This window comes from Pseudomonas sp. R19M (assembly GCF_050312585.1).
GTDB lineage: Bacteria > Pseudomonadota > Gammaproteobacteria > Pseudomonadales > Pseudomonadaceae > Aquipseudomonas > Aquipseudomonas palleroniana.
The window spans coordinates 104,296-128,674 of sequence record NZ_JBNPJV010000037.1 but is presented as its reverse complement, the minus strand read 5'-3'; the positions used below and the strand labels follow the sequence as shown (position 1 = coordinate 128,674).

The window sequence follows — 24,379 nt, the reverse complement described above, 5'->3', positions numbered from 1 at the left end:
GCGATGAACAAGCTGCTGACCCCCAATGCCTGGATCACACAACACCCTCTGCAGGCTGATGAGCGGATCTTCGCCATCTTGAGTGGTACCAGCGATGCCAAACCCTTTGGCCACTGGCAAGCCATGGGCGGCGGGATGCTGCCCCAATCGATCTGGGCAGGCACCGCCTATGCCGAGTGGGATGAGGTCATGCCTCATGTCGGTATCGTCGAGCCGGGCAGTGCCTTTCTCGATTGGGTCGCAACCACTGACGCTATGGATTGGGGCTGGTTGGCGGTGTCGTCCAGCTCGCTCGACATCGTGATTGCCCATCTGCAAAGCCTGACCAAGGTCTATCTGCCCGACGGCCAGGTGGTGTTCTTGCGTTTTTGGGATGGCGCTCAGTTTCTGCCGGTTGTGCAGGGCCTGGGCGATGACGCGGGGAGGGTATTGCCGGTGTTCCAGCGGTACCTGATCAATGGCCGGCCGCTGACGGTTGCGCCTGGTGCGGTCACGGTTGCCAAGACCAGCCCCTGGTGGCGAGTGCCTGCACCTCTATTGGCGCATGTGGCAGAACAATCCCCGCAAACCCTGATCGACAACCTGCTGCAACGGCTCGAAGAACAGCGCCCCGACCTGTACGCAGGGTTTACGCCGGCGACCTTGCAGCACAAGGTCGCCTACTGGGCGCGCAGGCCGACGATCAGCCCCGCAGCGCTGGCCGATTACCTCGCCTCAGAGTTGAGTTGAACCCAGCGCCTGCTGCAGATCGTCGATCAGGTCGTCAATCGCCTCGATACCCACCGACAGGCGGATCATCTCGGGCTTTACTCCGGCCTTGGCTTGCTCGTGTTCATTCATCTGCCGATGGGTGGTGGATGCCGGGTGACAGGCCAGGGACTTGGCGTCGCCGATATTCACCAGGCGCTTGAATATCTGCAGGGCGTCGTAGAAACGTACACCGGCATCAAAGCCACCCTTCAAGCCGAAGGAGAGGATCGCCGAGGGTTTGCCTTGCAGGTATTTCTGCGCCAAAGCGAAATGCGGGTGGTCCGGCAGCCCGGCGTAACTGACCCATTCCACCGCAGCATGGCCTTGAAGGAATTGCGCGACCTTGAGGGCATTCTCAGTGTGGCGCTCCATGCGCAGGGCCAGGGTTTCCAGGCCTTGCAGCAGCAGGAAGGCATTCATCGGCGCCAGCGCTGCGCCGGTGTTGCGCAGGGGCACGGTGCGGGCGCGCGCAATGAAGGCAGCCGGACCGAATTTTTCGGTGTAGACCACGCCGTGATAGGCCGGCTCAGGGTTGTTGAGCCCGGGGAATTTTTCGGGGTATCGGGTCCAGGGGAAGGTGCCGCTGTCGACGATTACGCCGCCCAGGGAATTGCCATGGCCGCCGATGTATTTGGTCACTGAATGCACGACGATGTCGGCGCCGAACTGGATCGGCTTGCACAGGATCGGCGTAGCCACTGTGTTATCTACCATCAGCGGTACGCCACGGGCGTGGGCCACCGCTGCCAGGGCTTCGAGGTCGACGATGTTGCCCGCCGGGTTGCCGATACTTTCGCAGTAGACCAGTTTTGTATTGGCGTCGATCAGTTCGGCGATGGCCGCGGCGCTGTCATCGCGGGCAAAACGGACCTCGACCCCAAAACTCGGCAGCAAGTGGGCGAACAGGGTATAGGTGCCGCCGTAGAGCTGCGGGGTGGTGACAATATTGTCGCCGGCGCGGGTGAGGGTCTGGATTGCGTAGTGGATGGCGGCACTGCCGGCCGACACCGCCAACGCCGCGATACCGCCTTCGAGGGCGGCGATACGTTGCTCCAGCACATCGTTGGTGGGGTTCATGATGCGCGTGTAGATATTGCCGGGCACGTCGAGGTTGAAGAGGTCGGCGCCGTGCTGGGCGTTGTCGAATTCGAAAGCGACATTCTGATAGATCGGCACGGCGACGGCCTTGGTGGTCGGGTCGGACTTGAAGCCGTGGTGCAGCGCGATGGTGGCGTCTTTCATGATTGTTATTGACCTCCCTGGAGAACGGATCGCCACAATAAATCCACCCTGGCCACGCCATTTAGATTTTTTTCAGCCGGCCTCCTGTGTTTGCGGCATAAGCGTCGCCCGACACGCAGCCCTGCACCTTTGCTCACGTAGAAGGTAAACTTCGCCCCCTGCGCAGGAGCAACCATGAATTATCGTCACGCCTTTCACGCCGGCAACCATGCCGATGTCTTCAAACACCTGACCTTGACCCGCCTCATCGCCCTGATGTCGCGCAAGGAGCAGCCGTTCGCCTACCTCGACACTCACGCCGGCATTGGTCTGTACGACCTGCAAGGTGACCAGGCCAACCGCACCGGTGAATACCTGGAAGGCATCGCCCGCCTGTGGGGTGAAAGCGACCTGCCGCCACTGACCGCCGATTACATGCGCGTATTGCACGAGATGAACCCGGACGGCCAATTGCGTTACTACCCGGGTTCACCGGAGCTGGCGCGGCGTCTCACGCGCCCGCAGGATCGTGTGCTGCTCAATGAAAAGCACCCGGACGATGGCGTGTTGCTCAAGGACAACATGAAGGGTGATCGTCGTGTGAAGGTGCACCTGGGCGAGGGCTGGCATGTTCCGCGTGCCTTGCTGCCCGTGCCGGAAAAGCGTGCGCTGATGCTGATCGACCCGCCGTTCGAAAAACTCGACGAGATGCAACGCTGCGCGGCTTCCCTCAAAGAGGCGGTGGGCCGCATGCGTCAGACCGTTGCGGCCATCTGGTATCCGGTGAAAGACCAGCGCATGTTGCGCCGTTTCTACCAAGACCTGGCCGGCACCGGTGCGCCGAAGTTGCTGCGTGTGGAATTGCTGGTGCATCCGCTGGACACGCCCAACACCCTGACCGGCTCGGGCCTGGCGATCGCCAACCCGCCGTGGGGCTTGGAGGAGGAATTGCGTGAGCTGCTGCCATGGCTGTCCAAGAAGCTTGGCCAGACCCAGGGCGGGTGGCAGATGGATTGGCTTATTGCCGAGTAACTGCTGATTGTAGTGAGCGGGCTTGCCCCGCGCTGGGCGGCGTAGCCGCCCCAACAAGGACGCCGCGGTGTTTCAGCAGGACCGAGGTGCCTGGGTTTGGGGCGGCTGCGCCACCCAGCGCGGGGCAAGCCCGCTCACTACAAGTTCAGGGTTAGGGTCAGATCGGGCAGGTCACGCCGGTGCCGCCGATGCCGCAATACCCCTGCGGGTTCTTCGCCAGATACTGCTGGTGATACGCCTCGGCGAAGTACACCGTCGGCGCTTCTTCGATTTCCGTGGTGATTTCACCCAGGCCGGCCTTGGTCAGTTCGGCCTGATAGGCTTGCGCACTGGCTTTGGCCGCTGCCAGTTGCTCAGGCGTGGTGGCGTAGATTACCGAGCGGTACTGGCTGCCGATGTCGTTGCCCTGGCGCATGCCCTGGGTCGGGTTGTGCAGCTCCCAGAACATCTTCAGCAAGTCTTCGTATTTCACCTTGGCTTGGTCATACACCACCAACACCACTTCGCTGTGGCCGGTCAGGCCAGAGCAGACTTCTTCATAGGTCGGGTTCGGCGTGTAGCCACCGGCATACCCGACCACCGTGCTGACCACGCCATCGCGCTGCCAGAACTTGCGCTCGGCGCCCCAGAAGCAACCCAGGCCGAAGATGGCGAACCCGACGTCGTCGAGGAATGGGCCCAGCAGCGGGTTGCCGTTGACGAAGTGGGTGTCCGGCAGCGCCATTGGGGTTTCACGGCCGGGCAAAGCTTGTTCTTGAGTAGGCAGCACGTTTTTGTTCACCAGAATTTCCGAGCGCAAGACCATGATCAGTCCTCTCAGTCAGATTGAGTTAGGTAAGAATTCAGACAGTCAGTGTGCCCGAGTGTTACATCGCTGTCAGGCGATTGGCCCGCGCGGGTAGCGTTTAAGCATCTTCATCAGCTCTGAGCCAGGGATCGGCCGGTCGAACAGGTAGCCCTGGCCCACATCGCAGCGATGCCGACGCAGGAACGCCAGTTGTTCGGCGGTCTCGATACCTTCGGCCACCACCTTGAGCTTGAGGTTGTGGGCCATGGCGATCACCGCCGAGGTGATTTCCATGTCGTCCTGGTTGTCCGGGATTTCGTGGATAAAGCTGCGATCGATCTTAATGATGTCGATGGGGAATTTTTTCAAGTAGCTCAGCGACGAGTAACCGGTGCCGAAGTCGTCCATGGCCAGGGTCAGGCCGAAGCTCTTCAACTGGTCCAGTTGCAGGCGCGTGTCTTCAGTGGCCTCCAGCAGCAGGCCTTCGGTCAGTTCCAGCTCCAGCAGATTCGCCGGCAGCTGTTCTTCCTTGAGGATCGTGGCAATCGACGCGACCAGGTCCGGGTCGGAAAACTGTTTGGGCGACAGGTTAATCGCCACCTGCAAGTTGCCCATGCCGGCGGCGCTCAATTGCTTGCTCATGCGGCAGGCCTGGCGGGCGATCCATTTGCCGATGGGGATGATCAGCCCGGTCTCTTCGGCCACGCTGATGAATTGGTCGGGGCGGATCATGCCCTTTTCCGGATGGTTCCAGCGCAGCAGCGCTTCCATGCCCAGCAGGCGGCCGCTGCGCAGGCACAGCTTGGGCTGATAGAACACATCCAGCTCGTTCTGAGTCAGGGCGCGGCGCAGGTTGTTTTCCACGAACAGCTTGTAGCTGGCCTCGGCGTTCAGCGCCTCGGTAAACACTTGCACCTGGTGTTTGCCGTTGGCCTTGGCTTTGTGCAAGGCCAGGCCGGCATTGCGCATCAGGGTCTGCGGGTCGCGGCCATGCAGTGGCGCACAGGCCAGCCCCACCGAGCCGGTGATACTGATCAATTGGTTGTCGACGAACATGGGCTTGTCGAGGGTCGTCAGCAGTTGGCTGGCGACCTGCTGGCCCGTCTCCAGGTCGGCATCGTCCAGCAGCACCGCAAACTCGTTACTGGCAAAGCGCGCCAGGCTGCCGCCGGCACTCAAGCTGTTACGCAGGCGCCGGGCCAGGCTGATCAGCAGTTTGTCGCCGGTCTGGTGGCCGAGGCTGTCGTTGATCCGCTTGAAGTTGTCGATGTCCACCAGCAACAGGCTGATAGGGCTGTCGCTGTCCCGGGCGAAGCGCTCATCCAGGTTGCGGATAAACGCCGGGCGGTTGCCCAGGTTGGTCAGGTTATCGGTGTAGGCCAGGCGCTCGATACGCTGCTGGGCCAGCTTGGTCTGGGTGATGTCTTCGTAGATGCCGATGTAGTGGGTCAGTTCGCGGTTGTCGCCATACACCTTGGAAATCGACAGTTGGCCCCAGTAGGGTTCCAGGTTCTTGCGCCGGCTCTTGAATTCGCCTTGCCAGCTGTTGCTCTTGGCCAGGCTCGACGGGGCGTCGAACAGCAACTCGCTGAGGTTCTCCAGCGCCGGCAGCTGCGCCAGGCGATGGCCGTGGACTTCTTCGGCGCTGTACTGGGTAATCGCGGTAAAGCTGGGGTTGACGTACTCCACCACACCATCGCAATTGACCAGCAAGAAGGCGTTGGCACTTTGCTCCACTGCCCGCTGGAATAAATGCAGCGCGCTGGTGGCGGCGCGACGGTTGTGGTTGTTGATCACGTGGGCGAACTGGTCGGCCAGTTCGCCGGCAAAGGCGATCTCATCGGACTGCCAGTCGCGTGCTCGACCGCTCTGTTCCAGGCACAACACGCCGACGACATGGCCATCGACGCGGATGCTCGCGTCAAGCATCGCGTAGATGTCCTTGGCGCGCAGATGGTCGGCCATTTCACGCGTGCGCGGATCGCGCATCGCGTGGGTGGCGTCGATGGCACGGCTGCTGTGCAGGGCTTCCAGGTAGTCCGGGAAACCGCTGGCGTCAATCGCCTCGGGCAGGTGGTGTTTTTGGTCAATGCGGTGATACGCCGAGATCGGCACCAGGCGCTGCCCTTCGAGGTTCCAGATACTGGCGCAATCGACCTGGTAGATATCGCAGGCACTGCGGGTGATCAGCTCGGCGGCTTCCTGCAGCGAGTTAGGCGTGCTGTAGCGCTGGCGCGCCAGCAGCAGGATCAGTTCCTGCTGGGCGCGTACCCGCTCCAGGTGCTGCAATTGTTCCTGTTGCGCACGCTGGTTGAGTTCCAGGGCGATTTGCAGGCGGCTGTTCTGGTTTTCCAGGTCGGCAGTCGGGGCAAAAGTCGGTACTTCACTGAACAGGCCGTCGACCACCATGAGGTAGCCACGCAGCAAGTGACGATTGTGTTGCTTGTAGGCCTCGCCCATTTCCAGCAGGCTCAGCGGCCCATCGTGGGTGTGCAAGGTGTAGCGCACCAGGTAATGGGGGCTCTGGCTCAGTTGCTGCTGGATCGCATCGTGCAACTGATAGCGCGCCTGGGGTTCCATCAGGCTGGCGTAGGGGGTGCCGAGCAGGGCGCACAACTCGACCGCCGGCAGGCCGAATTGGCGTTCGCAATTGGGGTCGAGGTAAAGCATGGCCCAGCTTGCCTCATTAAGCCGCTCGAAACGCAGCATGCCGAGGCGCGAAGGCACCGGTAATTGCGTCACTACCTCGGCCGCCATTCGGGCGACATCGGGTTGGCTTTTCATGGGGGAAACTCGCTTGGGAAAATGCGCACTGCACCGGGCTCACGCCCTCTTTACTGTCGCCTGCGGCAAGGTTGCATCATGCAGCACGCACTGACAAGAGAGGATGAAGGCTAAGTGCTATATGGCTGTTATCGGCCGCTCGGAGGATTTCTGCAATCGGGCTGATAGAAGGTGTACAAACCTGTTCTGGCTATGCAACAAGAGCCCAAAAAAAGCCCCGCCAAGTGGCGGGGTTGAGGTACGAGCGTGGCGCTCGGAAATCGGTGCAGCCAGGCCTCCCTGGTAACAGGGAGACCCGTGAGGCTTACAGCAGGATGGTGCGGATGTCGTTCAGCAACTGGCTCAGGCGCTGAGTGAAGCGTGCAGCCGCGGCGCCGTTGATCACACGGTGATCGTAGGACAACGACAGAGGCAGCATCAACTTCGGCTGGAACGCTTTACCGTCCCACACAGGCTGGATAGTCGCCTTGGACACGCCCAGGATCGCCACTTCCGGCGCGTTGACGATTGGCGTGAAGCCAGTGCCGCCAATGTGACCGAGGCTGGAGATGGTGAAGCACGCACCTTGCATATCGTCTGGGGTGAGCTTCTTGTCGCGGGCCTTGGCCGCCAGCGCAGCCGCTTCAGCAGCAAGTTGCAGCAGGCTCTTCTGGTCGACGTTCTTGATGACCGGTACCAGCAGGCCATCCGGAGTATCGACGGCAAAGCCAATGTGTACGTATTTCTTGCGGATGATCGCTTTACCGCTCGGGGCCAGCGAACTGTTGAAGTCCGGCAGTTCCTTGAGCAGGTGCGCGCAAGCCTTGAGCAGCAGCGGCAGCACGGTCAGTTTCACGCCGGCTTTTTCGGCCACGGCTTTCTGCGCAACGCGGAAAGCTTCCAGGTCGGTGATATCGGCCTGGTCGAACTGAGTCACGTGCGGAATGTTCAGCCAGCTGGCGTGCAGACCTGCTGCGCCGATCTGCATCAGGCGGGTCATCGGCACTTCTTCGATTTCGCCGAAGCGGCTGAAGTCCACGGTGCGGATCGGCGGAATGCCCGAACCACCGGTAGCGCCGCCTGCGGCCGGAGCGTCCTTGGCTTTTTGCATCATGGCTTTGACGTAAGCCTGCACGTCTTCCTTCAGCACACGGCCGTGAGGGCCGCTGGCCGACACAGCACTCAGCTCAACGCCGAACTCACGAGCCAGCTGACGTACCGCAGGGCCGGCATGAACCTTGGCACCGCTTGGCGCGGGTGCGACAGCAGCAGGGGCCGCAGCGGCCTCGGCTTTTGCCGCAGGCGCAGGGGCGGCGGCGGCCGGAGCCGCTTCAGCCTTGGCGGCCGGAGCGGCAGCCGGTGCTGGTGCGGCAGCAGGCGCCGCGCCTTGTACTTTCAGCTTGAGGATGAAGTCACCGGTGCCGACTTCGTCTTCCAGCTTGACCGCGATGCTTTCCACGACGCCGGCAGCCGGCGAAGGGATTTCCATGGAGGCCTTGTCGGACTCCAGGGTGATCAGCGACTGGTCGGCTTCGACGGTATCGCCGACCTTGACCAGCAGCTCGATGATCTTGGCCTTGCCCGACGAGCCGATGTCCGGCACATGAATGTCCTGGACGCTGGCGGCGGCGGGTGCAGTAGCCGGGGCCGGGGCGGCCTCGACAGCAGGTTTTTCAGCAGCAGGCGCTGGCGCGGCAGCGGCAGCAGGAGCCGCCGCTGGGGCCGCATCAGCGGCACCTTCGATTTCCAGCTCCAGCAGTTCGTCGCCTTCTTTCAGGCGGTCGCCCAGCTTAACTTTCAGGCTCTTGACCACGCCGGCCTTGGGAGCAGGGATTTCCATGCTCGCCTTGTCCGATTCCAGGGTCAGGATGCTCTGGTCGGCTTCAACCTTGTCGCCGACCTTCACAAACAGCTCGATTACTTCACCTTCACCGCTGCCGATGTCAGGTACGCGAATGAGTTCGCTCACAAAAAATCTCCTCAGCAGTCCAGTGGGTTGCGTTTTTCCGGGTTGATCCCGAACTTGACGATAGCGTCAGCCACTACCTTGGGTTCGATCTCACCACGGTCAGCCAAGGCTTCCAGGGCTGCCAACACCACGAAGTGACGGTCGACTTCGAAGAAGTGACGCAGCTTCTTGCGGCTGTCACTGCGGCCGAAACCGTCGGTGCCCAGGACTTTGAATTCCTTGGACGGGACCCACTGGCGAATTTGTTCAGCGTACAGTTTCATGTAGTCGGTCGAAGCGATCACCGGGCCTTTACGGCCGGTCAGGCACTCTTCAACGAAGGTGCGCTGTGGCTTCTGGCCAGGATGCAGGCGGTTGTGACGTTCTACGGCCAGTCCATCGCGACGCAGTTCGTTGAAGCTGGTAACGCTCCACACGTCGGCGCCGACGTTGAACTCTTCACGCAGGATCTTCGCCGCTTCACGCACTTCACGCAGGATGGTGCCGGAGCCCATCAGTTGTACGTGGTGCGCTGCTTCCTTGGTGTCTTCTTCGAGCAGGTACATGCCCTTGATGATGCCTTCCTCCACGCCGGCCGGCATGGCTGGCTGCTGGTAGGACTCGTTCATCACGGTGATGTAGTAGAAAACGTCCTGCTGCTCTTCGGTCATCTTCTTCATGCCGTCCTGGATGATCACCGCCAGCTCATAGCCGTAGGTTGGATCAAAGGTGCGGCAGTTCGGGATGGTGGCAGCCAGGATGTGGCTGTGACCGTCTTCGTGTTGCAGGCCTTCGCCGTTCAGCGTGGTCCGGCCGGCAGTGCCGCCGATCAGGAAACCACGGGTACGGCTGTCGCCGGCCGCCCAGGCCAGGTCGCCGATACGCTGGAAGCCGAACATCGAGTAGAAGATGTAGAACGGCAGCATTGGCTGGTTGTGGCTGGAGTACGAAGTACCGGCAGCGATGAAGGAGCTCATGGCGCCCGCTTCGTTGATGCCTTCTTCGAGGATCTGGCCCTTCTTGTCTTCCTTGTAGAACATCACCTGGTCTTTATCGACTGGCTCGTAGAGCTGGCCGACGGAGGAGTAGATGCCCAACTGACGGAACATGCCTTCCATACCGAAGGTACGGGCTTCGTCCGGGATGATCGGGACGATGCGCGGGCCGATGTCCTTGTCCTTGACCAGCTGCGCCAGAATACGCACGAAGGCCATGGTGGTGGAGATTTCACGGTCGCCCGAACCGTCAAGGATAGCCTTGAGGGTGCTGAGGTCTGGCGTCGGTACGCTGAAGCTGTTGGCGCGGCGCTGTGGCACGAAACCACCCAGTGCGGCGCGGCGCTCGCTCAGGTAACGAGCTTCGGCGCTGTTCGGCTCCGGCTTGAAGAACGGCAGGTTTTCCAGCTCTTCGTCTTTTACTGGAATGTCGAAGCGGTCGCGGAACAGCTTCAGGCTGTCGACATCGACTTTCTTGGTGTTGTGCGCGGTGTTTTTCGCTTCGCCGGCACCGGTGCCATAACCCTTGATGGTCTTGGCCAGGATGACGGTCGGTTGTTCCTTGTGGTTGACCGCTTCGTGGTACGCCGCGTAGACCTTGTACGGGTCGTGGCCGCCACGGTTGAGTTTCCAGATCTCGTCGTCGGACAAGTCGGCAACCATCGCCTTGAGTTCAGGCGTGTTGAAGAAGTGTTCACGCACGAACGCGCCGTCTTTGGCTTTGTAGTTCTGGTACTCGCCGTCGATGACTTCGTCCATGCGACGCTGCAGGATGCCGTCGACGTCCTTGGCCAGCAGTGGGTCCCAGAAACGGCCCCAGATGACCTTGGTCACGTTCCACTGAGCACCGCGGAACACACCTTCGAGTTCCTGGATGATCTTGCCGTTGCCGCGAACCGGGCCGTCGAGGCGCTGCAGGTTGCAGTTGATGACGAAGATCAGGTTGTCCAGCTTCTCGCGGCCGGCCAGGGAGATGGCACCCAGGGATTCCGGCTCGTCACACTCGCCGTCACCCAGGAAGCACCAGACTTTCTGCTTGCCTTCAGGGATGAAGCCACGGGCTTCCAGGTACTTCATGAAACGTGCCTGGTAGATCGCCTGGATCGGGCCCAGGCCCATGGATACCGTCGGGAACTGCCAGAAATCAGGCATCAGCCATGGGTGCGGGTACGACGACAAGCCGTTACCGTCCACTTCCTGGCGGAAGTTGTTCATGTGTTCTTCGGTGATGCGGCCTTCCATGAACGCACGGGCGTAGACGCCTGGGGAGGTGTGGCCCTGGAAGTAGATCAGGTCGCCGCCGTGCTCGTCGGTCGGGGCCTGGAAGAAGTAGTTGAAGCCGATGTCATACAGGGTCGCGCTGGAAGCGAAGCTGGAGATGTGACCGCCCAGGTCCGAATCTTTCAAGTTCGTGCGCATTACCATCGCCATGGCGTTCCAACGTACCAGCGAGCGAATGCGGCGTTCCATGAACAGGTCGCCAGGCATGCGTGCTTCGTGGGTAACGGGGATGGTGTTGCGGTATGGCGTGGTGATGGCGTAGGGCAGTTGCGAGCCGCTGCGGGTCGCGAGTTCGCCCATACGGGTCATCAGGTAGTGAGCACGGTCTTCGCCTTCTTTGTCGAGAACCGATTCCAGGGCGTCCAGCCATTCCTGGGTTTCGACGGGATCGAGGTCTTGCATGGCTTGCTCCAGGGCGGAAAGGCTACCAGAATCGGTTGCCTGAGTTTGCGACTGGCCTTGTGGGCAGACGACATAAATTCTTGGATGGCCGAAGGTTGCTTCGGCGTCCTGTAGTTTTACTACAAATCGTCAGCCATTTCAGCCTTTCGAATGTATATACGAGTAGTAAAACTACACAAGACTGAGCGTATGGCTCGGTCTGGCTGGTGAGCATAATCGTTATTGTTGATCTTTTGCGAACAAGAAAAGGTGAATGTTTGATGTTGGCTGCCAAAATGAAATTAATTTCAGCTATTTCTAACCTTTGTTCGACAGTCCTTCACCGAGCGTGGTTCCTGCGTTCACAGCTACAAGCCATTCACGCGCCGATCAAGGATAGACCATGAGCCTTCCAACGCTGGCCGAACTGCCGGCCATTCTCTTGCCTTTTGCCCAGCGGGCCGAGCAGTCATTTCGTGACGCGGTGGCCGCGCTGGATGACGATCATGGCCTTTCTGCGTGGACGCCGCAACGGTGGGCCGACTTCGCCCGGGTATGCGCCGCCAGTGATTTTGTCATTGAACAGAGTCTTCGTGACCCTTTGATGTTGCTGGAGCTGGTGGCCTGGGGCGAGCTGGATCGCGGCTTTGCACCAGGTGAACTGTGCGGGCAGGTGGCCGGCGCGGTGCAACAGGCTGAAACAGAAGACGAGCTGGGGCGTGTACTGCGTCGTCAGCGTACCCGTCAGCAGGTGCGGATTATCTGGCGCGACCTGACTCGACAGGCGGACCTGGTGCAAACCTGCCGTGACCTCTCCGACATGGCGGACGCCTGTATCGACCAAGCGTACCAGTGGCTGTATCAGCGCCATTGCGTGCAATTCGGCACGCCGACCGGCCGTCGTAGTGGTGAACCGCAGCACATGGTCATTCTCGGCATGGGCAAGCTCGGTGCGGTGGAGCTGAACCTGTCATCCGATATCGACCTGATCTTCGCCTATCCCGAAGGCGGCGAGACGGTGGGTGTGAAGCGCGCCCTGGATAATCAGGAGTTCTTTATTCGTCTTGGTCAAAAACTGATCAAGGCCCTGGACCCGATGACCGTCGACGGTTTTGTGTTCCGTGTCGACATGCGCCTGCGTCCCTATGGTTCGGCCGGTGCCCTGGTGCTCAGTTTCAACGCGCTGGAGCAGTACTACCAGGATCAGGGGCGCGACTGGGAACGTTACGCCATGATCAAGGCACGCGTCGTGGCGGGCGATCAGGTGGCCGGCGCGCAACTGCTCGATATGCTGCGACCGTTCGTCTACCGCCGTTATCTGGATTTTTCCGCCATCGAAGCGCTGCGCACCATGAAGCAGTTGATCCAGCAGGAAGTGCGGCGCAAAGGCATGGCCGACAATATCAAGCTGGGCTCGGGGGGGATCCGTGAAGTCGAGTTTATCGCCCAGGCGTTCCAGCTGATTCACGGTGGTCGCGACCTCAGCCTGCAACAGCGCCCGCTGCTCAAGGTGTTGGGCACTCTGGAAGGCCAGGCCTACCTGCCCCCGGCGGTGATTGCCGAGTTGCGCGAAGGCTATGAATTCCTGCGCTACACCGAACATGCCATCCAGGCCATCGCCGACCGGCAGACCCAGATGCTTCCGGACAACCCGCAGGATCAGGCACGTATTGCCTTTATGTTGGGCTTTGCCGATTGGGCGGCTTTTCATGAGCGCTTGATGTATTGGCGCGGTCGGGTGGATTGGCATTTTCGCCAAGTGATTGCTGACCCGGATGAAGAGGAAGGCGACGAAAGCGAGCTGATGGTGGGCGGTGAGTGGTTGCCGCTGTGGGAAGAGTCCCAGGATGAAGACGCGGCGTGTCGCCAGTTGGCCGAGGGCGGCTTCAGCGACGCGCCCAAGGCCCTCAAGGCCCTGGCCAGCCTGCGAGGCAGCCCGCAATTACGCGCGATGCAGCGCCTGGGGCGTGAGCGGCTGGATGCGTTTATCCCGCGCCTGCTGGCCCAGGCGGTGGAACACGCCAACCCCGACCTGGTCTTGGAGCGCGTACTGCCGCTGGTGGAAGCCGTCGCGCGGCGCTCCGCTTACCTGGTGCTGCTGACCGAGAACCCCGATGCGCTGCGCCGTTTGCTGACGTTGTGCGCCGCCAGTCCCTGGATCGCCGAGCAGATCACGCGGTTCCCGTTGCTGCTCGACGAGTTGCTCAACGAAGGTCGCCTGTTCAAACCGCCTTTGGCACCTGAGCTGGCGGCCGAGTTGCGCGAGCGCCTGACGCGCATCCCCGAGGACGACCTTGAGCAGCAGATGGAGGCGTTACGCCATTTCAAGTTGGCTCACCGCCTGCGCGTGGCCGCTTCGGAGATCGCCGGCAGCTTGCCGTTGATGAAGGTCAGCGATTACCTCACCTGGCTTGCCGAAGCCATCCTCGAGCAAGTATTGGCCCTGGCCTGGCGCCAGACCGTGGCCCGCCATGGTTCGCCGCAGCGCGTGGACGGTACCTTGTGCGATCCTGGGTTCATCATTGTCGGTTATGGCAAAGTCGGCGGAATCGAACTGGGGCATGGTTCGGACTTGGACCTGGTCTTTATCCATGATGGCGACCCGCAGGCGGAAACCGATGGGGCCAAACCGATCGACGGGGCGCAGTTCTTCACGCGCCTGGGCCAGCGGATCATTCACCTGCTGACCACCCAGACCAACTCGGGCCAGCTGTATGAGGTGGATATGCGCCTGCGACCTTCCGGCGCCTCCGGGTTATTGGTCAGTTCACTGGGCGCGTTTGATCGCTATCAACAAAATGAAGCCTGGACCTGGGAGCATCAGGCCCTGATCCGCGCCCGGGTGTTGGTGGGCAGCCAGGACGTCGGGCAGGCCTTCGAGCAGGTGAGGGCCCGTGTGCTGGGCCGTGAGCGGGACCCGGTCAAGCTGCGCCAGGAGGTCAGCGAGATGCGCGCCAAGATGCGCGATAACCTGGGCACCAAGACCACGGCGGCCGGCACCGGCGCCAATGCGTTCGAGGCGACGGCGGTGTTCGATCTCAAGCAGGACGCCGGAGGTATCGTCGATATTGAATTTATGGTGCAATACGCGGCTTTGGCGTGGTCTGCGCAACATCCATCGTTGCTGCGCTATACCGACAATATCCGCATTCTGGAAGGCTTGGAGCAGGTAGGGCTGATGCCCGCCGCCGATGCCCACCTGCTGCGCGAGGTGTATAAGGCCTACCGTTCCGCTGCGCATCGCCAGGCTCTGCAAAACGAGTCCGGTACGGTCGCCGGGGATCAGTTCGCCGACGAACGGCGGCAGGTGATGCGAATCTGGCAGGCGCTGGGGTTGAGCTGAAACACTATTAGGGCGGGGAGGCATAAGCCTCCCCGCATCGTTTGTGGAAACTACATGAATATTCTGATCGTTGGGCCCAGTTGGGTCGGTGACATGGTGATGGCGCAGACACTGTTCCAGTGCCTGAAACAGCGTCATCCCGACTGCCAAATCGACGTGCTCGCCCCCGAGTGGAGCCGGCCGATCCTCGAGCGCATGCCCGAGGTGCGCAAGGCCTTGAGCTTCCCGCTCGGCCACGGCGCCCTTGAACTGGCGACCCGTCGGCGCATCGGCAAATCCCTGGCCGGCCAGTACGACCAGGCCATCCTGCTGCCCAACTCGCTGAAGTCGGCGCTGGTGCCGTATTTTGCCGGCATCCCCAAGCGTACCGGCTGGCGCGGCGAGTTCCGTTATGTGTTGCTCAACGACGTGCGCACCCTCGACAAGGCGCGCTACCCGCTGATGATCGAGCGGTTCATGGCCCTGGCTTACGAGCCGGGTGCCGAGTTGCCCAAGCCTTACCCGCGCCCCAGCCTGCAGATCGACCCGCTGACCCGCGACGCGGCACTGGCCAAGTTCGGCCTGACCCTGGACCGCCCGGTGTTGGCGCTGTGCCCGGGTGCCGAGTTTGGCGAGTCCAAACGCTGGCCGTCGGAGCACTACGCCAAAGTCGCCGAGACCAAGATCCGCGAGGGTTGGCAGGTGTGGCTCTTCGGATCGAAAAACGATCACTCGGTAGGCGAAGACATCCGTCAGCGCCTGATCCCCGGCCTGCGCGAAGAAGCGGTGAACCTCAGTGGCGACACCTCGCTGGCCGAGGCGATCGACCTGCTGTCCTGCGCGGATTCGGTGGTGTCCAATGACTCGGGCCTGATGCACGTAGCGGCCGCGCTGAACCGCCCGCTGGTGGCCGTTTACGGTTCCACCTCACCCGGTTTCACACCGCCGTTGGCCGACCAGGTCGAAGTGGTGCGCCTGGGCCTGGACTGCAGCCCGTGTTTTGACCGCACCTGCCGGTTCGGTCACTACAACTGCCTGCGCCAATTGCTGCCGCAGCCGGTCAACGAGGCTTTGCAGCGGTTGCAGGGCTCAGTGGTCGAGGTCCGTTAGTTTGCGCGTATTGGTAATCAAGACCTCATCCCTGGGCGACGTGATCCATGCGTTGCCGGCACTGACCGACGCGGCGCGGGCCATTCCCGGTATCCGCTTCGATTGGGTGGTGGAAGAAGGCTTTGCCGAAATCCCCACCTGGCACCCGGCGGTGGACAAAGTGATCCCGGTGGCGATTCGTCGCTGGCGCAAGAACCTCTGGCAGACCTTCAAGAGCGGTGAGTGGCGACGCTTCAAGCAACGCATCCAGTCAACCAGGTACGACCTGGTGATCGACGCTCAGGGCCTGCTCAAAAGCGCCTGGCTGACGCGCTACGTGCGTGCGCCGGTGGCCGGTTTCGATAAGAACTCCGCACGTGAACCCATCGCGGCGCGCTTTTATTCCCGGCGCCTGGCCGTGGCCCGTGGGCAACATGCGGTGGAGCGCTTGCGCCAGCTGTTCGCCGTGGCGTTGGGCTATGACCTGCCCAAGGCCCTGGGCGATTACGGCCTGAACGTCGACAAGTTGCTTGGCCTGCCGCCGCAAAAGCCCTTTGTACTGTTGCTGCACGGCACCACCTGGGATACCAAGCATTGGCCCGAGGCCTATTGGCGCGAGCTGGCTGAGCGGATGGGCCGCCTGGGCATGGACGTGAAGCTGCCGTGGGGCAATGCTGCCGAAAAGGCCCGGGCCGAACGCCTGGCCCAGGGGCTGCCCAACGCCGAAGTACTGCCCAAACTGAACCTCGCCGGCGTCGCCCGTGTGTTGGCCGGTGCCCGCGCCTGCGTGGCGGTGGACACGGGCCTTGGTCACTTGGCTGCAGCGCTGGATGTGCCGACCCTTTCACTGTTCGGCCCCACCAACCCCGGCCTCACCGGTGCCTATGGCAAAGGCCAGATCCACATGGCCAGTGACTTCCCATGTGCACCCTGCCTGCAAAAGCAATGCACCTATCAGCCCACGGCCGACGACTTGCGTCGGTTCGACATCCGGCGTGAATCGCCATTGTGCTTTACACGCCTGAATCCTGAGCGTGTGGCAAGCCGACTGACCACGCTGTTACTGGCCGAGGACCTGCACTGATGCAACTGGCTTTTGTGCTCTACAAATACTTTCCCTTTGGCGGCTTGCAACGCGACTTCATGCGTATCGCCCTGGAGTGCCAGCAGCGTGGTCATCAGATTCGCGTGTACACGTTGATCTGGGAAGGAGATATCCCGCCGGGTTTTGAAGTGCTGGTGGCGCCGGTCAAGGCGTTCTTCAACCATCGTCGCAACGAGAAACTCAGCGCCTGGATGGCAGCGGACCTGGCCAAGCGCCCGGTGGACCGTTTGATCGGCTTCAATAAAATGCCCGGCCTGGATGTTTACTATGCCGCCGACGGCTGTTTTGAAGACAAGGCGCAAAACCTGCGTCACTCGTTGTACCGCTATTTCGGTCGCTACAAGCACTTTGCCGAGTACGAGCGTGCGGTGTTCGCCAGGGAGGCCAAGACCGAAGTCCTGATGATTTCCGAAGTGCAGCAGCCGTTGTTCATCAAACATTACGATACGCCGCTTGAACGCTTCCATCTGCTGCCGCCAGGCATTGCCCAGGACCGCCGTGCGCCGCCGAATGCCGCCGAGATTCGCGAGGGTTTCCGCAAGGAATTCAACTTGAGTGACGACGATTTGCTGCTGGTGCAAATCGGCTCGGGTTTCAAGACCAAAGGTGTCGATCGCAGCCTCAAGGCTGTGGCCGCGTTGTCGCCCGAGCTGAAAAAACGCGTCCGGTTATTTGTAATCGGCCAGGACGACCCCAAGGTATTCCAACTGCAAAGCGCGGCGTTGGGGCTGGGGGATAACGTGCAGTTCCTCAAGGGCCGCAGCGACATCCCGCGTTTCCTGCTGGGCGCCGACCTGTTGATTCATCCGGCGTACAACGAAAATACCGGTACGGTGTTGCTCGAAGCCTTGGTGGCGGGTTTGCCGGTGCTGGTCTCGGCCGTGTGTGGTTATGCCCACTACATTGCTGAAGCCGACAGTGGCCTGGTACTGGATGAGCCGTTCGAGCAGAGCCAGCTCAACCATTACCTGACGCACATGCTCACCGACACTGCACAGCGCGCGGCCTGGAGCCGCAATGGGTTGGCCTTTGCCGAGACGGCCGACCTCTACAGCATGCCGCAACACGCTGCGGATGTGATTCTGGCGGAGCCCAAACGATGAAGTTGATCCTTGCCGAACCCTTCAAGACTTTATGGGCTGGGCTTGATGCCTTTGCCGAAGTCGAGAAACTGCAAGGCGAAGTGTTTCGCGAACTGGCGGCACGTCGTACTTTGCGCACCGAGGTGGGTGGCCGCCCGTATTTCGTGAAGGTCCACCGTGGCATTGGCTGGGGCGAAATCTTCAAGAACCTGATTACCGCCAAGTTGCCGGTGCTGGGCGCCGGCCTTGAGTGGGCGGCGATTCATCGCTTGCAGGAACTCGGCGTGCCGACCATGACCGGCGTAGCCTTCGGCGAAAAAGGCAGTAATCCGGCAGACCAGCACTCGTTCATCATCACCGAAGAGCTGGCGCCAACTCTCAGTCTCGAAGACGTTACCGTGAACTGGGCCGCTGAACCCCCTGCGCCCGCGTTACGCCACGCCCTCACGGCCGAATTGGCGCGCATGGTCGGAGACATGCACCGGGGTGGCGTCAATCACCGTGACTGCTACCTGTGCCACTTCCTGCTGGACACCTCGCAACCGATTGACGCACGCAATATCAAGCTCTCGGTGATCGACCTGCACCGTGCCCAATTGCGCGCTCAATTGCCGTTGCGCTGGCGTGATAAAGATCTGTCTGCGTTGTACTACTCGGCGCTGGATATAGGTCTTACCCGTCGCGACAAGCTGCGTTTCCTGAAGGGGTACTTCCGTCAGCCGCTGCGTCAGATCCTGGCCGAACAAGCGGCATCCTTGAGCCTGCTGCAGCGCAAGGCCGACAAGCTATATGCGCGCAAGCAACGTTTGGGGGATGCAATCTGATGGCGGGTTGGAACCTGGAACCTGCCTACGCGGCCCTGAAAGATGACTTCGGTAGCCTTGAGGCGGTTTTCGCCCTGCAAGGCCAGCAACTGACCCGCGACCCATTGTCGGAAGTGATCCGGGTGGAGCGGGGCGGGGTCAATTACTACGTCAAGCGCTACACCGGCGCCGGCAAGGGCCTGCGGCGCTATCTGGGCAAGCCGCGGGTCAAGTCCGAATGGCAGAACCTCAAGCGCTTCAACAAGTGGGGCATTCCCACTGCGGATGTGGTGGCTTGGGGGTTGGAGCGCAATGGCCTGGCCTACGACCGTGGTGCGATGATCACCCGCGAGCTGCCCAAGACCGAAGACCTGTCGGTGCTGGCCGACCGCAACGATGCGCGTCTCAAGAACCGCAAATGGGTGGATGTGGTCAGCCGCCAGCTCGCCGAATATACCCGTACCATGCACGAGCACCGTTTTACCCATAACGATTTGAAGTGGCGCAACCTGTTGATCGACGACCAGCAGACGCTGTACCTGATCGACTGCCCCAACGGTGATTTCTGGCGCGGCTTCTGGCTCAAGTACCGCATTACCAAAGACCTGGCATGCCTGGACAAGGTTGCCAAATATCATTTGTCGGCCACCCAGCGCCTGCGGTTCTACATGCAATACCGCCAACGTACGCACCTGACGGCGTCGGACAAACAGCGAATTCGCCATGTGGTGAAGTTTTTCGAGGGACGCGAATGAGTGACTTTCTGGCGGCCGAAGACCGAGCCCTGCTTGAGCGCAATGGCCTTGCAACCTTCGAGGCATTGTGGACCAAGCAATTGGACGCGGTCGACGAGCCGAACACCAGCCGTGGTGGGTGGAGCAGCGTATTCCGTCTGGAGCTGGAGGGGCAGGGTTATTACCTCAAACGCCAAAGCAACTATCTGACGCGTACCTTGCATAGCCCGTTCGGCGAGCCTAGCTTCGCCCGCGAATTCCGCAATATCAGCCGCTACCGGCAGCTGGGTATTCCTGCATTGCAGGCTGCCTTTTTTGGTGAGCGCAAGGTGCAGGGCGAGCGCCGTGCCATCTTGCTGACCCGTGCATTGGACGGCTGGAGCGACCTGGACACATTGCTGGAGCAATGGTCGCAATTGAGCGATGCTCAGCGTGCCGCGATCCTGCTGGCGTGCGGTCAGCTCGCCCGGCGCCTGCATCGCGCAGGCCAGGTGCATGGTTGTTTTTACCCCAAGCATATTTTCCTGCGGGCCAGTGATGAAGGCTACGCCGCGCAGCTGATTGACCTGGAGAAAACCCGGCCGCTGTTGTTCGGTTGGCGTGACCGCGTCAAGGATCTGGAGCCGTTGTTGCGACGCGCGCCGCAATGGTCGGACGACCAGGTACGCCAACTGCTGGCCGCCTATCTCGGCGAGCCGCAAGACAGTGCGCTGGTCTCTACATGGCTGCAGAAATTGACCGCCCGCCGCAGCCAAAAGGAAAACCGTTGATGCGTTTGTCCGAGCTGAAAATGGCCGGCCGTACTCCCGACCTGCCCCTGACCATTGAGCTTGCGGATGCGGCGGGCCCTGGCCAACTGCAACTGTTGAGCCTGCTGCGGGTATTGCCGGGTGAGCGTTACGTCGGTGCCGCGGTGTGGCGTGGCCGCCCGGTGTTGGCCAAGTTGTTGGTGGGCAGCAAGGCGGCACGCCATTTTCAGCGTGAACTCTCGGGTGTGCGCCTGCTCGCCGAGCACGGCCTGACCACGCCGTTGTTGCTGGCTGATGGTTTGAAGGACGGCGAGGGCGGCTGGCTGCTGTTCGAGTTCATCGAAGGTGCGCAAAGCCTCGCCGATGCCTGGCAGGCGGTCGAAGGTTTGCCGCCGCTGGCAGATGAACAAACCGCCGTACTCGCCGAAGCCCTGGGCGCGATTGCCCAGATGCATGCCAAAGGCCTGTGGCAGGAAGACCTGCATCTGGACAACCTATTGCGCCATGATGGCAAGCTGTACCTGATCGATGGTGCCGGGATTCGTGTCGAAGAAGCGGGCAAGCCGCTGTCGCGCAGCCGGGTGCTGGAAAACCTCGGTGTGTTCTTCGCCCAGCTACCCAAACACCTTGAGCCGTTCACCGAGGAGCTGCTGGTGTATTACCTGCTGGGCAACGGCGAACATGCCTTGCCGCTGGAAGCCCTGGAAAAACAGGTGCACAAGGTCAGTGCCTGGCGCCTGCGGGACTTTTTGAGCAAGGTCGGCCGTGAATGCACGCTGTTCAGCGTCGTAAGGGGGGCTTTTGCCTTGCGCGCCATTCGTCGTGAGGAAGAACCGGCGATGCTGCGGGTGCTGGCGCAGGCTGACGTGTTGCTCGATCAGGGCCATCTCTATAAAACCGGTGGCGCGGCGACTGTCGCCAAGGTAGAGGTCGCTGATAGGCCGTTGGTGATCAAGCGATACAACATCAAAGGTTTTGTGCATTGGCTCAAGCGCTTCTGGCGCCCCAGCCGCGCTTGGCATTCCTGGCGCGAAGGCAACCGCCTGGCGTTCCTGGGGATCGCTACACCCAAGCCGCTGGCTGTACTGGAGAAGCGTTTTCTCTGGCTGCGCGGCCGGGCTTACCTGGTGACCGAGTTCTTGCCGGGACCGGACATCATCGAGCGCTTCGCGCCCTACGTTGAACACGGCGATGCGCCTGAGAACGAACTGTTGGCCCTGGACCAGTTGTTCGCCGAACTGATCCGCGAGCGCATCAGCCATGGCGACTTCAAAGGGCACAACCTGTTCTGGAACGAAGGCCGCTGGGCAATGATCGATCTGGATGCCATGTGCCAGCACCGCTCAGTCGCCAGCTTTGCCCCGGCGTTTGCCAGGGATCGTGCGCGGTTTATGCGTAATTGGCCGTCGGACAGTGCGCTCTACAAGTTGATTGACCAGCGTTTGCCCAAGCAGGTCTGATTCGGGCGAGACCTAATGCCTGATCAGTTAAGCGATAGAACGGACGATGGTTAATCTGTGGGAGGGGGCTTGCTCCCGATAGGCCGTGCGGCGGCCTCAAAAATGGGCCTGCTACGCAGTCCATCGGGAGCAAGCCCCCTCCCACAGGTTGATTTGGGGTGAATCTAGAACTGGTACTCAGCCCCTGCGCCCGCATACCACGATCGCCCGGGGGCCGCTTCGTAATAGCGGCCGTTGCCGTCACCGACAATGACCGAGCCGACATACTGGCGATCCAGCAAGTTATCCAGGCGTAACGTCTGGTGAAAGGTCCAGTGTTCCACCTTCTGCTCGAACCGTGCACGCCAGTTGAAGACGCTGTAGCCCGGCGCCGCGTGTTGCTGGTTGGTGTCCTCTACGTAGACCTTGCTGCGGTACATGCCTTCGATAGCGCTACTGACCCAGTCGCGGGGCTTCCAGTTCAGCTCGGCGAACAGGGTGGTTTGTGGTACGCCTGGCAGGTAGTTGCCCTTGTCCACGGGTTTGCCACCTCCAACAAAATCGCTGTCATAGGTGGCTTGCAGGCGGGTGTAGGCAAGTTGGGTGCTCCACTGTTCCGTCAGTTGGCTTTCGATACCCAATTCAAAGCCCCGGCGCAGAGTGCGGCCGGCGTTCTGATAGGTGGTGCGACCGCCGCTGGATTGTTGCACCACCAGCTCGTCTTCGGTGGTGATCTGAAACACGGCTGCGTTGAGTCGCGTGTCCTGCCCGAGGCGGGCTTTGAGCCCCATTTCATACTGGGTGCTGACTGACGGCTTGAGCGCGAAGTTGAAGCCGTTCGAGGTGCCGGAATAGGCCGATTCGGCCTGGGTCGGTGTTTCGAAGCCTTTGCCCGCACTCACATAGCCATGCAGGTCCGGCGTAAAGGCGTACATGACGCTCACCGACGGCGTGTTCTTCTGGTAGGTCTTGTTGCCGCTGTCGTTACCGTCGCTCTGGAAGTGATCGTCGACGTCCATCTTCATGGTGCTGTGGCGCAGGCCGGCTTGCAGCGTCCAGTCGCCCAGCAGCCAGTTGGCTTGCACGAACGGGTCGAGGCTGGTGGCGGTGTCGATTTCATCGCGGCCCAGGGCGCCTTTGACGCCATGCACGCCGTCGAGCGTATTGGAATAGCCCTGGCGATCATCCTGACTGCGGTCGTAGTCGAGGCCGGTGATCAGCGTGAGGTCTCCAGGCGCGCTGGTGATGGGTTGCAGCCAGCGCAGGGAGCCGCCGTAGAATTTACGCTCGAAGTCCACCACGCCGCCGCGCTTGTCGGGTGGTGTGCCACCTGGAATCGATAAATATTGAATCACGCTGCGGCGGCCCGTGTACGCATTCACCTGCAAGGTGGCATCGCCGAAGTAGCGCTCATAATTCAGCCCCAACTGTTGGTGGTCGATACTTTTGCGCGTGTTGTATGTCAACGCACTGGTGCTCACCGAGCGCGGGTCGGCCTTGTAGGCTTGCCATGTCTGGCCCAGCGGATCCTGCGTATTGTTCTGCTCCAGGCTGCTGTAGATCAGCGCCAGTTTACTGTCGTCATCCGGCTGGACGTTGAGCTTGGCGAAGGTCTGGTCGCGGCGGGCGCTGCTGTGGTCACGGTAGCCGTCGGTGTCCATGCGTGAGGCGTCGAGCACGAAGCCGGCACCGTTGGCCGCGCCTTCGGCGCTCAGGTGGTTTTTATTCAGGCCATCGCTGCCCACCAGGGTTTCGGCGCCGATGCGCGGTGGGCCCTCGCCGTCACGCGAGAACATCTGGACCACCCCGCCGGCGTTGCTGCCGTACAGCGTGGCTGCCGGGCCGCGCAGCACTTCAATGCGCTCGGCGGTGTCGAGGTTGAACGTGGCCGCCTGGCCCTGGCCGTCCGGGGTGCTGGCGGGAATGCCGTCGGCAATCAATTTGATGCCGCGCACGCCAAACGCCGAGCGTGCGCCGAAGCCGCGGGAAGAAATCTGCAGGTCCTGCGCATAGTTCTGACGGTTCTGCACCACCAGGCCCGGCACGCGGGACAGGGCTTCGGAGGCGTTGATGCCCAGTTGGCCGTCGCTGATCTGCTCGCGGCTGATACTGTCCACCGAGTACGGCAGGTCGAACGTCGGGCTGGCGCTGCGCGAGCCGGTGACCACGCTGGGGTCGAGGATCAGGGTGTCGTCGGCCGTGGCGGTATCGCATATGGCGAACAGGCCAGGTAATAGCAAGGTGATGCGAGCGAGGGTTTTCATGAGTCAGCCGAAATGCGAGGCGCTTTGTGTGTAAACGCGCAAAAGGGCGCGAGTTTAGTGGTTTGGCAGGTTTTGCGCATTTCGGAAGCATCCTACGCGTTGTAGCGGTGGGGCTGGGCTGAACCCCGCTCAAGTCAGGTGCTAGCGTGGCGAACCATCTCTGAGGGCTCGCCATGAACGTAAAAACTGCGCTGGCAGTCGGTTTGGTTTCAATGACGATCAGTGGCTGCGGCACACTCAATACGGTGCTGCGTGAAGATGTCGCAGCGACCCGAGAGCTGCGCAAGCAAAAAACCTATTGTGCGGCCATTCCTCGTATCTACAGCGGCGTGGCGTTTGATTTCTGCCTGCTGCACGCTGCGCCAGACCCGACGGGCGTGCTCATACCGTTTGTGTTGGCTGATATCGCCTTGTCGGGTGCATTGGACACGGTCGTTCTGCCCTACACCCTGTATCGGCAAGTCGAGTACGGCTACCTCTATGTCTACCGTTAAGCCGCGCCGATCCTCTTGCCGCTAACAGTCTTGTGCTGCTTTTAAGCTATAATCCCGCCCTTTAGCTGTTTCCCGCCGAGGTGGGAGGCACACTTTTTTCAGGCGCAACCCGCCTGCATGCAGACTAAAAGAGGCTAGAC

Annotated in this window: 17 protein-coding genes; 11 read left to right on the top strand and 6 right to left on the bottom strand. The window is 61.3% G+C overall.

All coding sequences use genetic code 11. The annotated features are described in order from the left end of the window. Window positions 1-3: 3 nt before the first annotated feature. Window positions 4-729 carry a DUF4123 domain-containing protein gene (locus tag ACQRBT_RS06900; RefSeq protein ID WP_412046589.1) on the top strand — a complete coding sequence of 242 codons (726 nt, stop codon included), beginning with the start codon at window positions 4-6 and terminating at the stop codon, window positions 727-729. Here the strand turns inward: ACQRBT_RS06900 and ACQRBT_RS06895 are convergent. Then, on the bottom strand, window positions 715-1,992 hold the full coding sequence (locus ACQRBT_RS06895; RefSeq protein ID WP_060755161.1) for an O-acetylhomoserine aminocarboxypropyltransferase/cysteine synthase family protein: 1,278 nt from the start codon (window positions 1,990-1,992) through the stop codon (window positions 715-717). The genes ACQRBT_RS06900 and ACQRBT_RS06895 overlap by 15 nt on opposite strands. A 174-nt stretch (window positions 1,993-2,166) precedes the next feature. Between ACQRBT_RS06895 and ACQRBT_RS06890 the strand changes: the two genes are divergently transcribed. Then, the gene (locus ACQRBT_RS06890) at window positions 2,167-3,003 is read left to right on the top strand and encodes a 23S rRNA (adenine(2030)-N(6))-methyltransferase RlmJ (protein WP_060755160.1); all 837 of its coding nucleotides are present in this window, start codon (window positions 2,167-2,169) and stop codon (window positions 3,001-3,003) included. Window positions 3,004-3,160: 157 nt separating this feature from the next. Here ACQRBT_RS06890 and msrA read toward each other — a convergent pair whose 3' ends face one another. The 4 genes from msrA to aceE form a co-directional block, all read right to left on the bottom strand. Further along, window positions 3,161-3,808 (bottom strand): peptide-methionine (S)-S-oxide reductase MsrA, encoded by a 648-nt coding sequence (gene msrA, locus ACQRBT_RS06885; RefSeq protein WP_090367222.1) that lies wholly within the window; start codon window positions 3,806-3,808, stop codon window positions 3,161-3,163. Between the two features lie 72 nt (window positions 3,809-3,880). Beyond that, window positions 3,881-6,574 (bottom strand): putative bifunctional diguanylate cyclase/phosphodiesterase, encoded by a 2,694-nt coding sequence (locus tag ACQRBT_RS06880; RefSeq protein WP_161547742.1) that lies wholly within the window; start codon window positions 6,572-6,574, stop codon window positions 3,881-3,883. Window positions 6,575-6,878: 304 nt separating this feature from the next. Continuing rightward, a complete protein-coding gene (gene aceF, locus ACQRBT_RS06875; RefSeq protein ID WP_412046590.1) occupies window positions 6,879-8,522 on the bottom strand; it encodes a dihydrolipoyllysine-residue acetyltransferase in 1,644 nt (547 codons plus the stop codon). A gap of 11 nt (window positions 8,523-8,533) precedes the next feature. Further along, a complete protein-coding gene (aceE, locus tag ACQRBT_RS06870) occupies window positions 8,534-11,179 on the bottom strand; it encodes a pyruvate dehydrogenase (acetyl-transferring), homodimeric type (RefSeq protein ID WP_090367216.1) in 2,646 nt (881 codons plus the stop codon). A 382-nt stretch (window positions 11,180-11,561) separates the two neighbouring features. On the opposite strand from aceE, the gene glnE reads away from it, so the two are divergent. From glnE to ACQRBT_RS06830, 8 genes are read left to right on the top strand one after another with little or no spacing between them, the layout of a single operon-like run. Next, complete coding sequence (gene glnE / locus ACQRBT_RS06865) at window positions 11,562-14,501, top strand: bifunctional [glutamate--ammonia ligase]-adenylyl-L-tyrosine phosphorylase/[glutamate--ammonia-ligase] adenylyltransferase (RefSeq protein WP_198760867.1); 2,940 nt, start codon at window positions 11,562-11,564, stop codon at window positions 14,499-14,501. A gap of 54 nt (window positions 14,502-14,555) precedes the next feature. After that, entirely contained in the window at window positions 14,556-15,590 is a 1,035-nt protein-coding gene (gene waaF, locus ACQRBT_RS06860) for a lipopolysaccharide heptosyltransferase II (RefSeq protein WP_060755154.1), read from the top strand. 1 nt (window position 15,591) lies between these two features. Continuing rightward, entirely contained in the window at window positions 15,592-16,653 is a 1,062-nt protein-coding gene (gene waaC, locus ACQRBT_RS06855) for a lipopolysaccharide heptosyltransferase I (RefSeq protein ID WP_090367212.1), read from the top strand. Then, window positions 16,653-17,777 (top strand): glycosyltransferase family 4 protein, encoded by a 1,125-nt coding sequence (locus ACQRBT_RS06850; protein ID WP_412046591.1) that lies wholly within the window; start codon window positions 16,653-16,655, stop codon window positions 17,775-17,777. Before waaC ends, ACQRBT_RS06850 begins: the two co-directional genes overlap by 1 nt. Beyond that, a complete protein-coding gene (gene rfaP, locus ACQRBT_RS06845; RefSeq protein WP_104995340.1) occupies window positions 17,774-18,580 on the top strand; it encodes a lipopolysaccharide core heptose(I) kinase RfaP in 807 nt (268 codons plus the stop codon). The genes ACQRBT_RS06850 and rfaP overlap by 4 nt, the downstream gene beginning before the upstream one ends. Further along, window positions 18,580-19,314, top strand: a complete 735-nt coding sequence (locus tag ACQRBT_RS06840) for a lipopolysaccharide kinase InaA family protein (RefSeq protein WP_090367206.1) — start codon at window positions 18,580-18,582, stop codon at window positions 19,312-19,314. The genes rfaP and ACQRBT_RS06840 overlap by 1 nt, the downstream gene beginning before the upstream one ends. Next, the gene (locus ACQRBT_RS06835) at window positions 19,311-20,063 is read left to right on the top strand and encodes a lipopolysaccharide kinase InaA family protein (protein WP_090367205.1); all 753 of its coding nucleotides are present in this window, start codon (window positions 19,311-19,313) and stop codon (window positions 20,061-20,063) included. The genes ACQRBT_RS06840 and ACQRBT_RS06835 overlap by 4 nt, the downstream gene beginning before the upstream one ends. Further along, window positions 20,063-21,502 (top strand): lipopolysaccharide kinase InaA family protein, encoded by a 1,440-nt coding sequence (locus ACQRBT_RS06830; protein WP_244384537.1) that lies wholly within the window; start codon window positions 20,063-20,065, stop codon window positions 21,500-21,502. The genes ACQRBT_RS06835 and ACQRBT_RS06830 overlap by 1 nt, the downstream gene beginning before the upstream one ends. Window positions 21,503-21,666: 164 nt before the next feature. Here ACQRBT_RS06830 and ACQRBT_RS06825 read toward each other — a convergent pair whose 3' ends face one another. Continuing rightward, window positions 21,667-23,745 (bottom strand): TonB-dependent receptor family protein, encoded by a 2,079-nt coding sequence (locus ACQRBT_RS06825; RefSeq protein ID WP_104995343.1) that lies wholly within the window; start codon window positions 23,743-23,745, stop codon window positions 21,667-21,669. A gap of 173 nt (window positions 23,746-23,918) precedes the next feature. Between ACQRBT_RS06825 and ACQRBT_RS06820 the strand changes: the two genes are divergently transcribed. After that, window positions 23,919-24,239, top strand: coding sequence for a YceK/YidQ family lipoprotein (locus ACQRBT_RS06820; protein WP_060755146.1), 321 nt, complete (start codon window positions 23,919-23,921; stop codon window positions 24,237-24,239). Window positions 24,240-24,379: the final 140 nt, after the last annotated feature.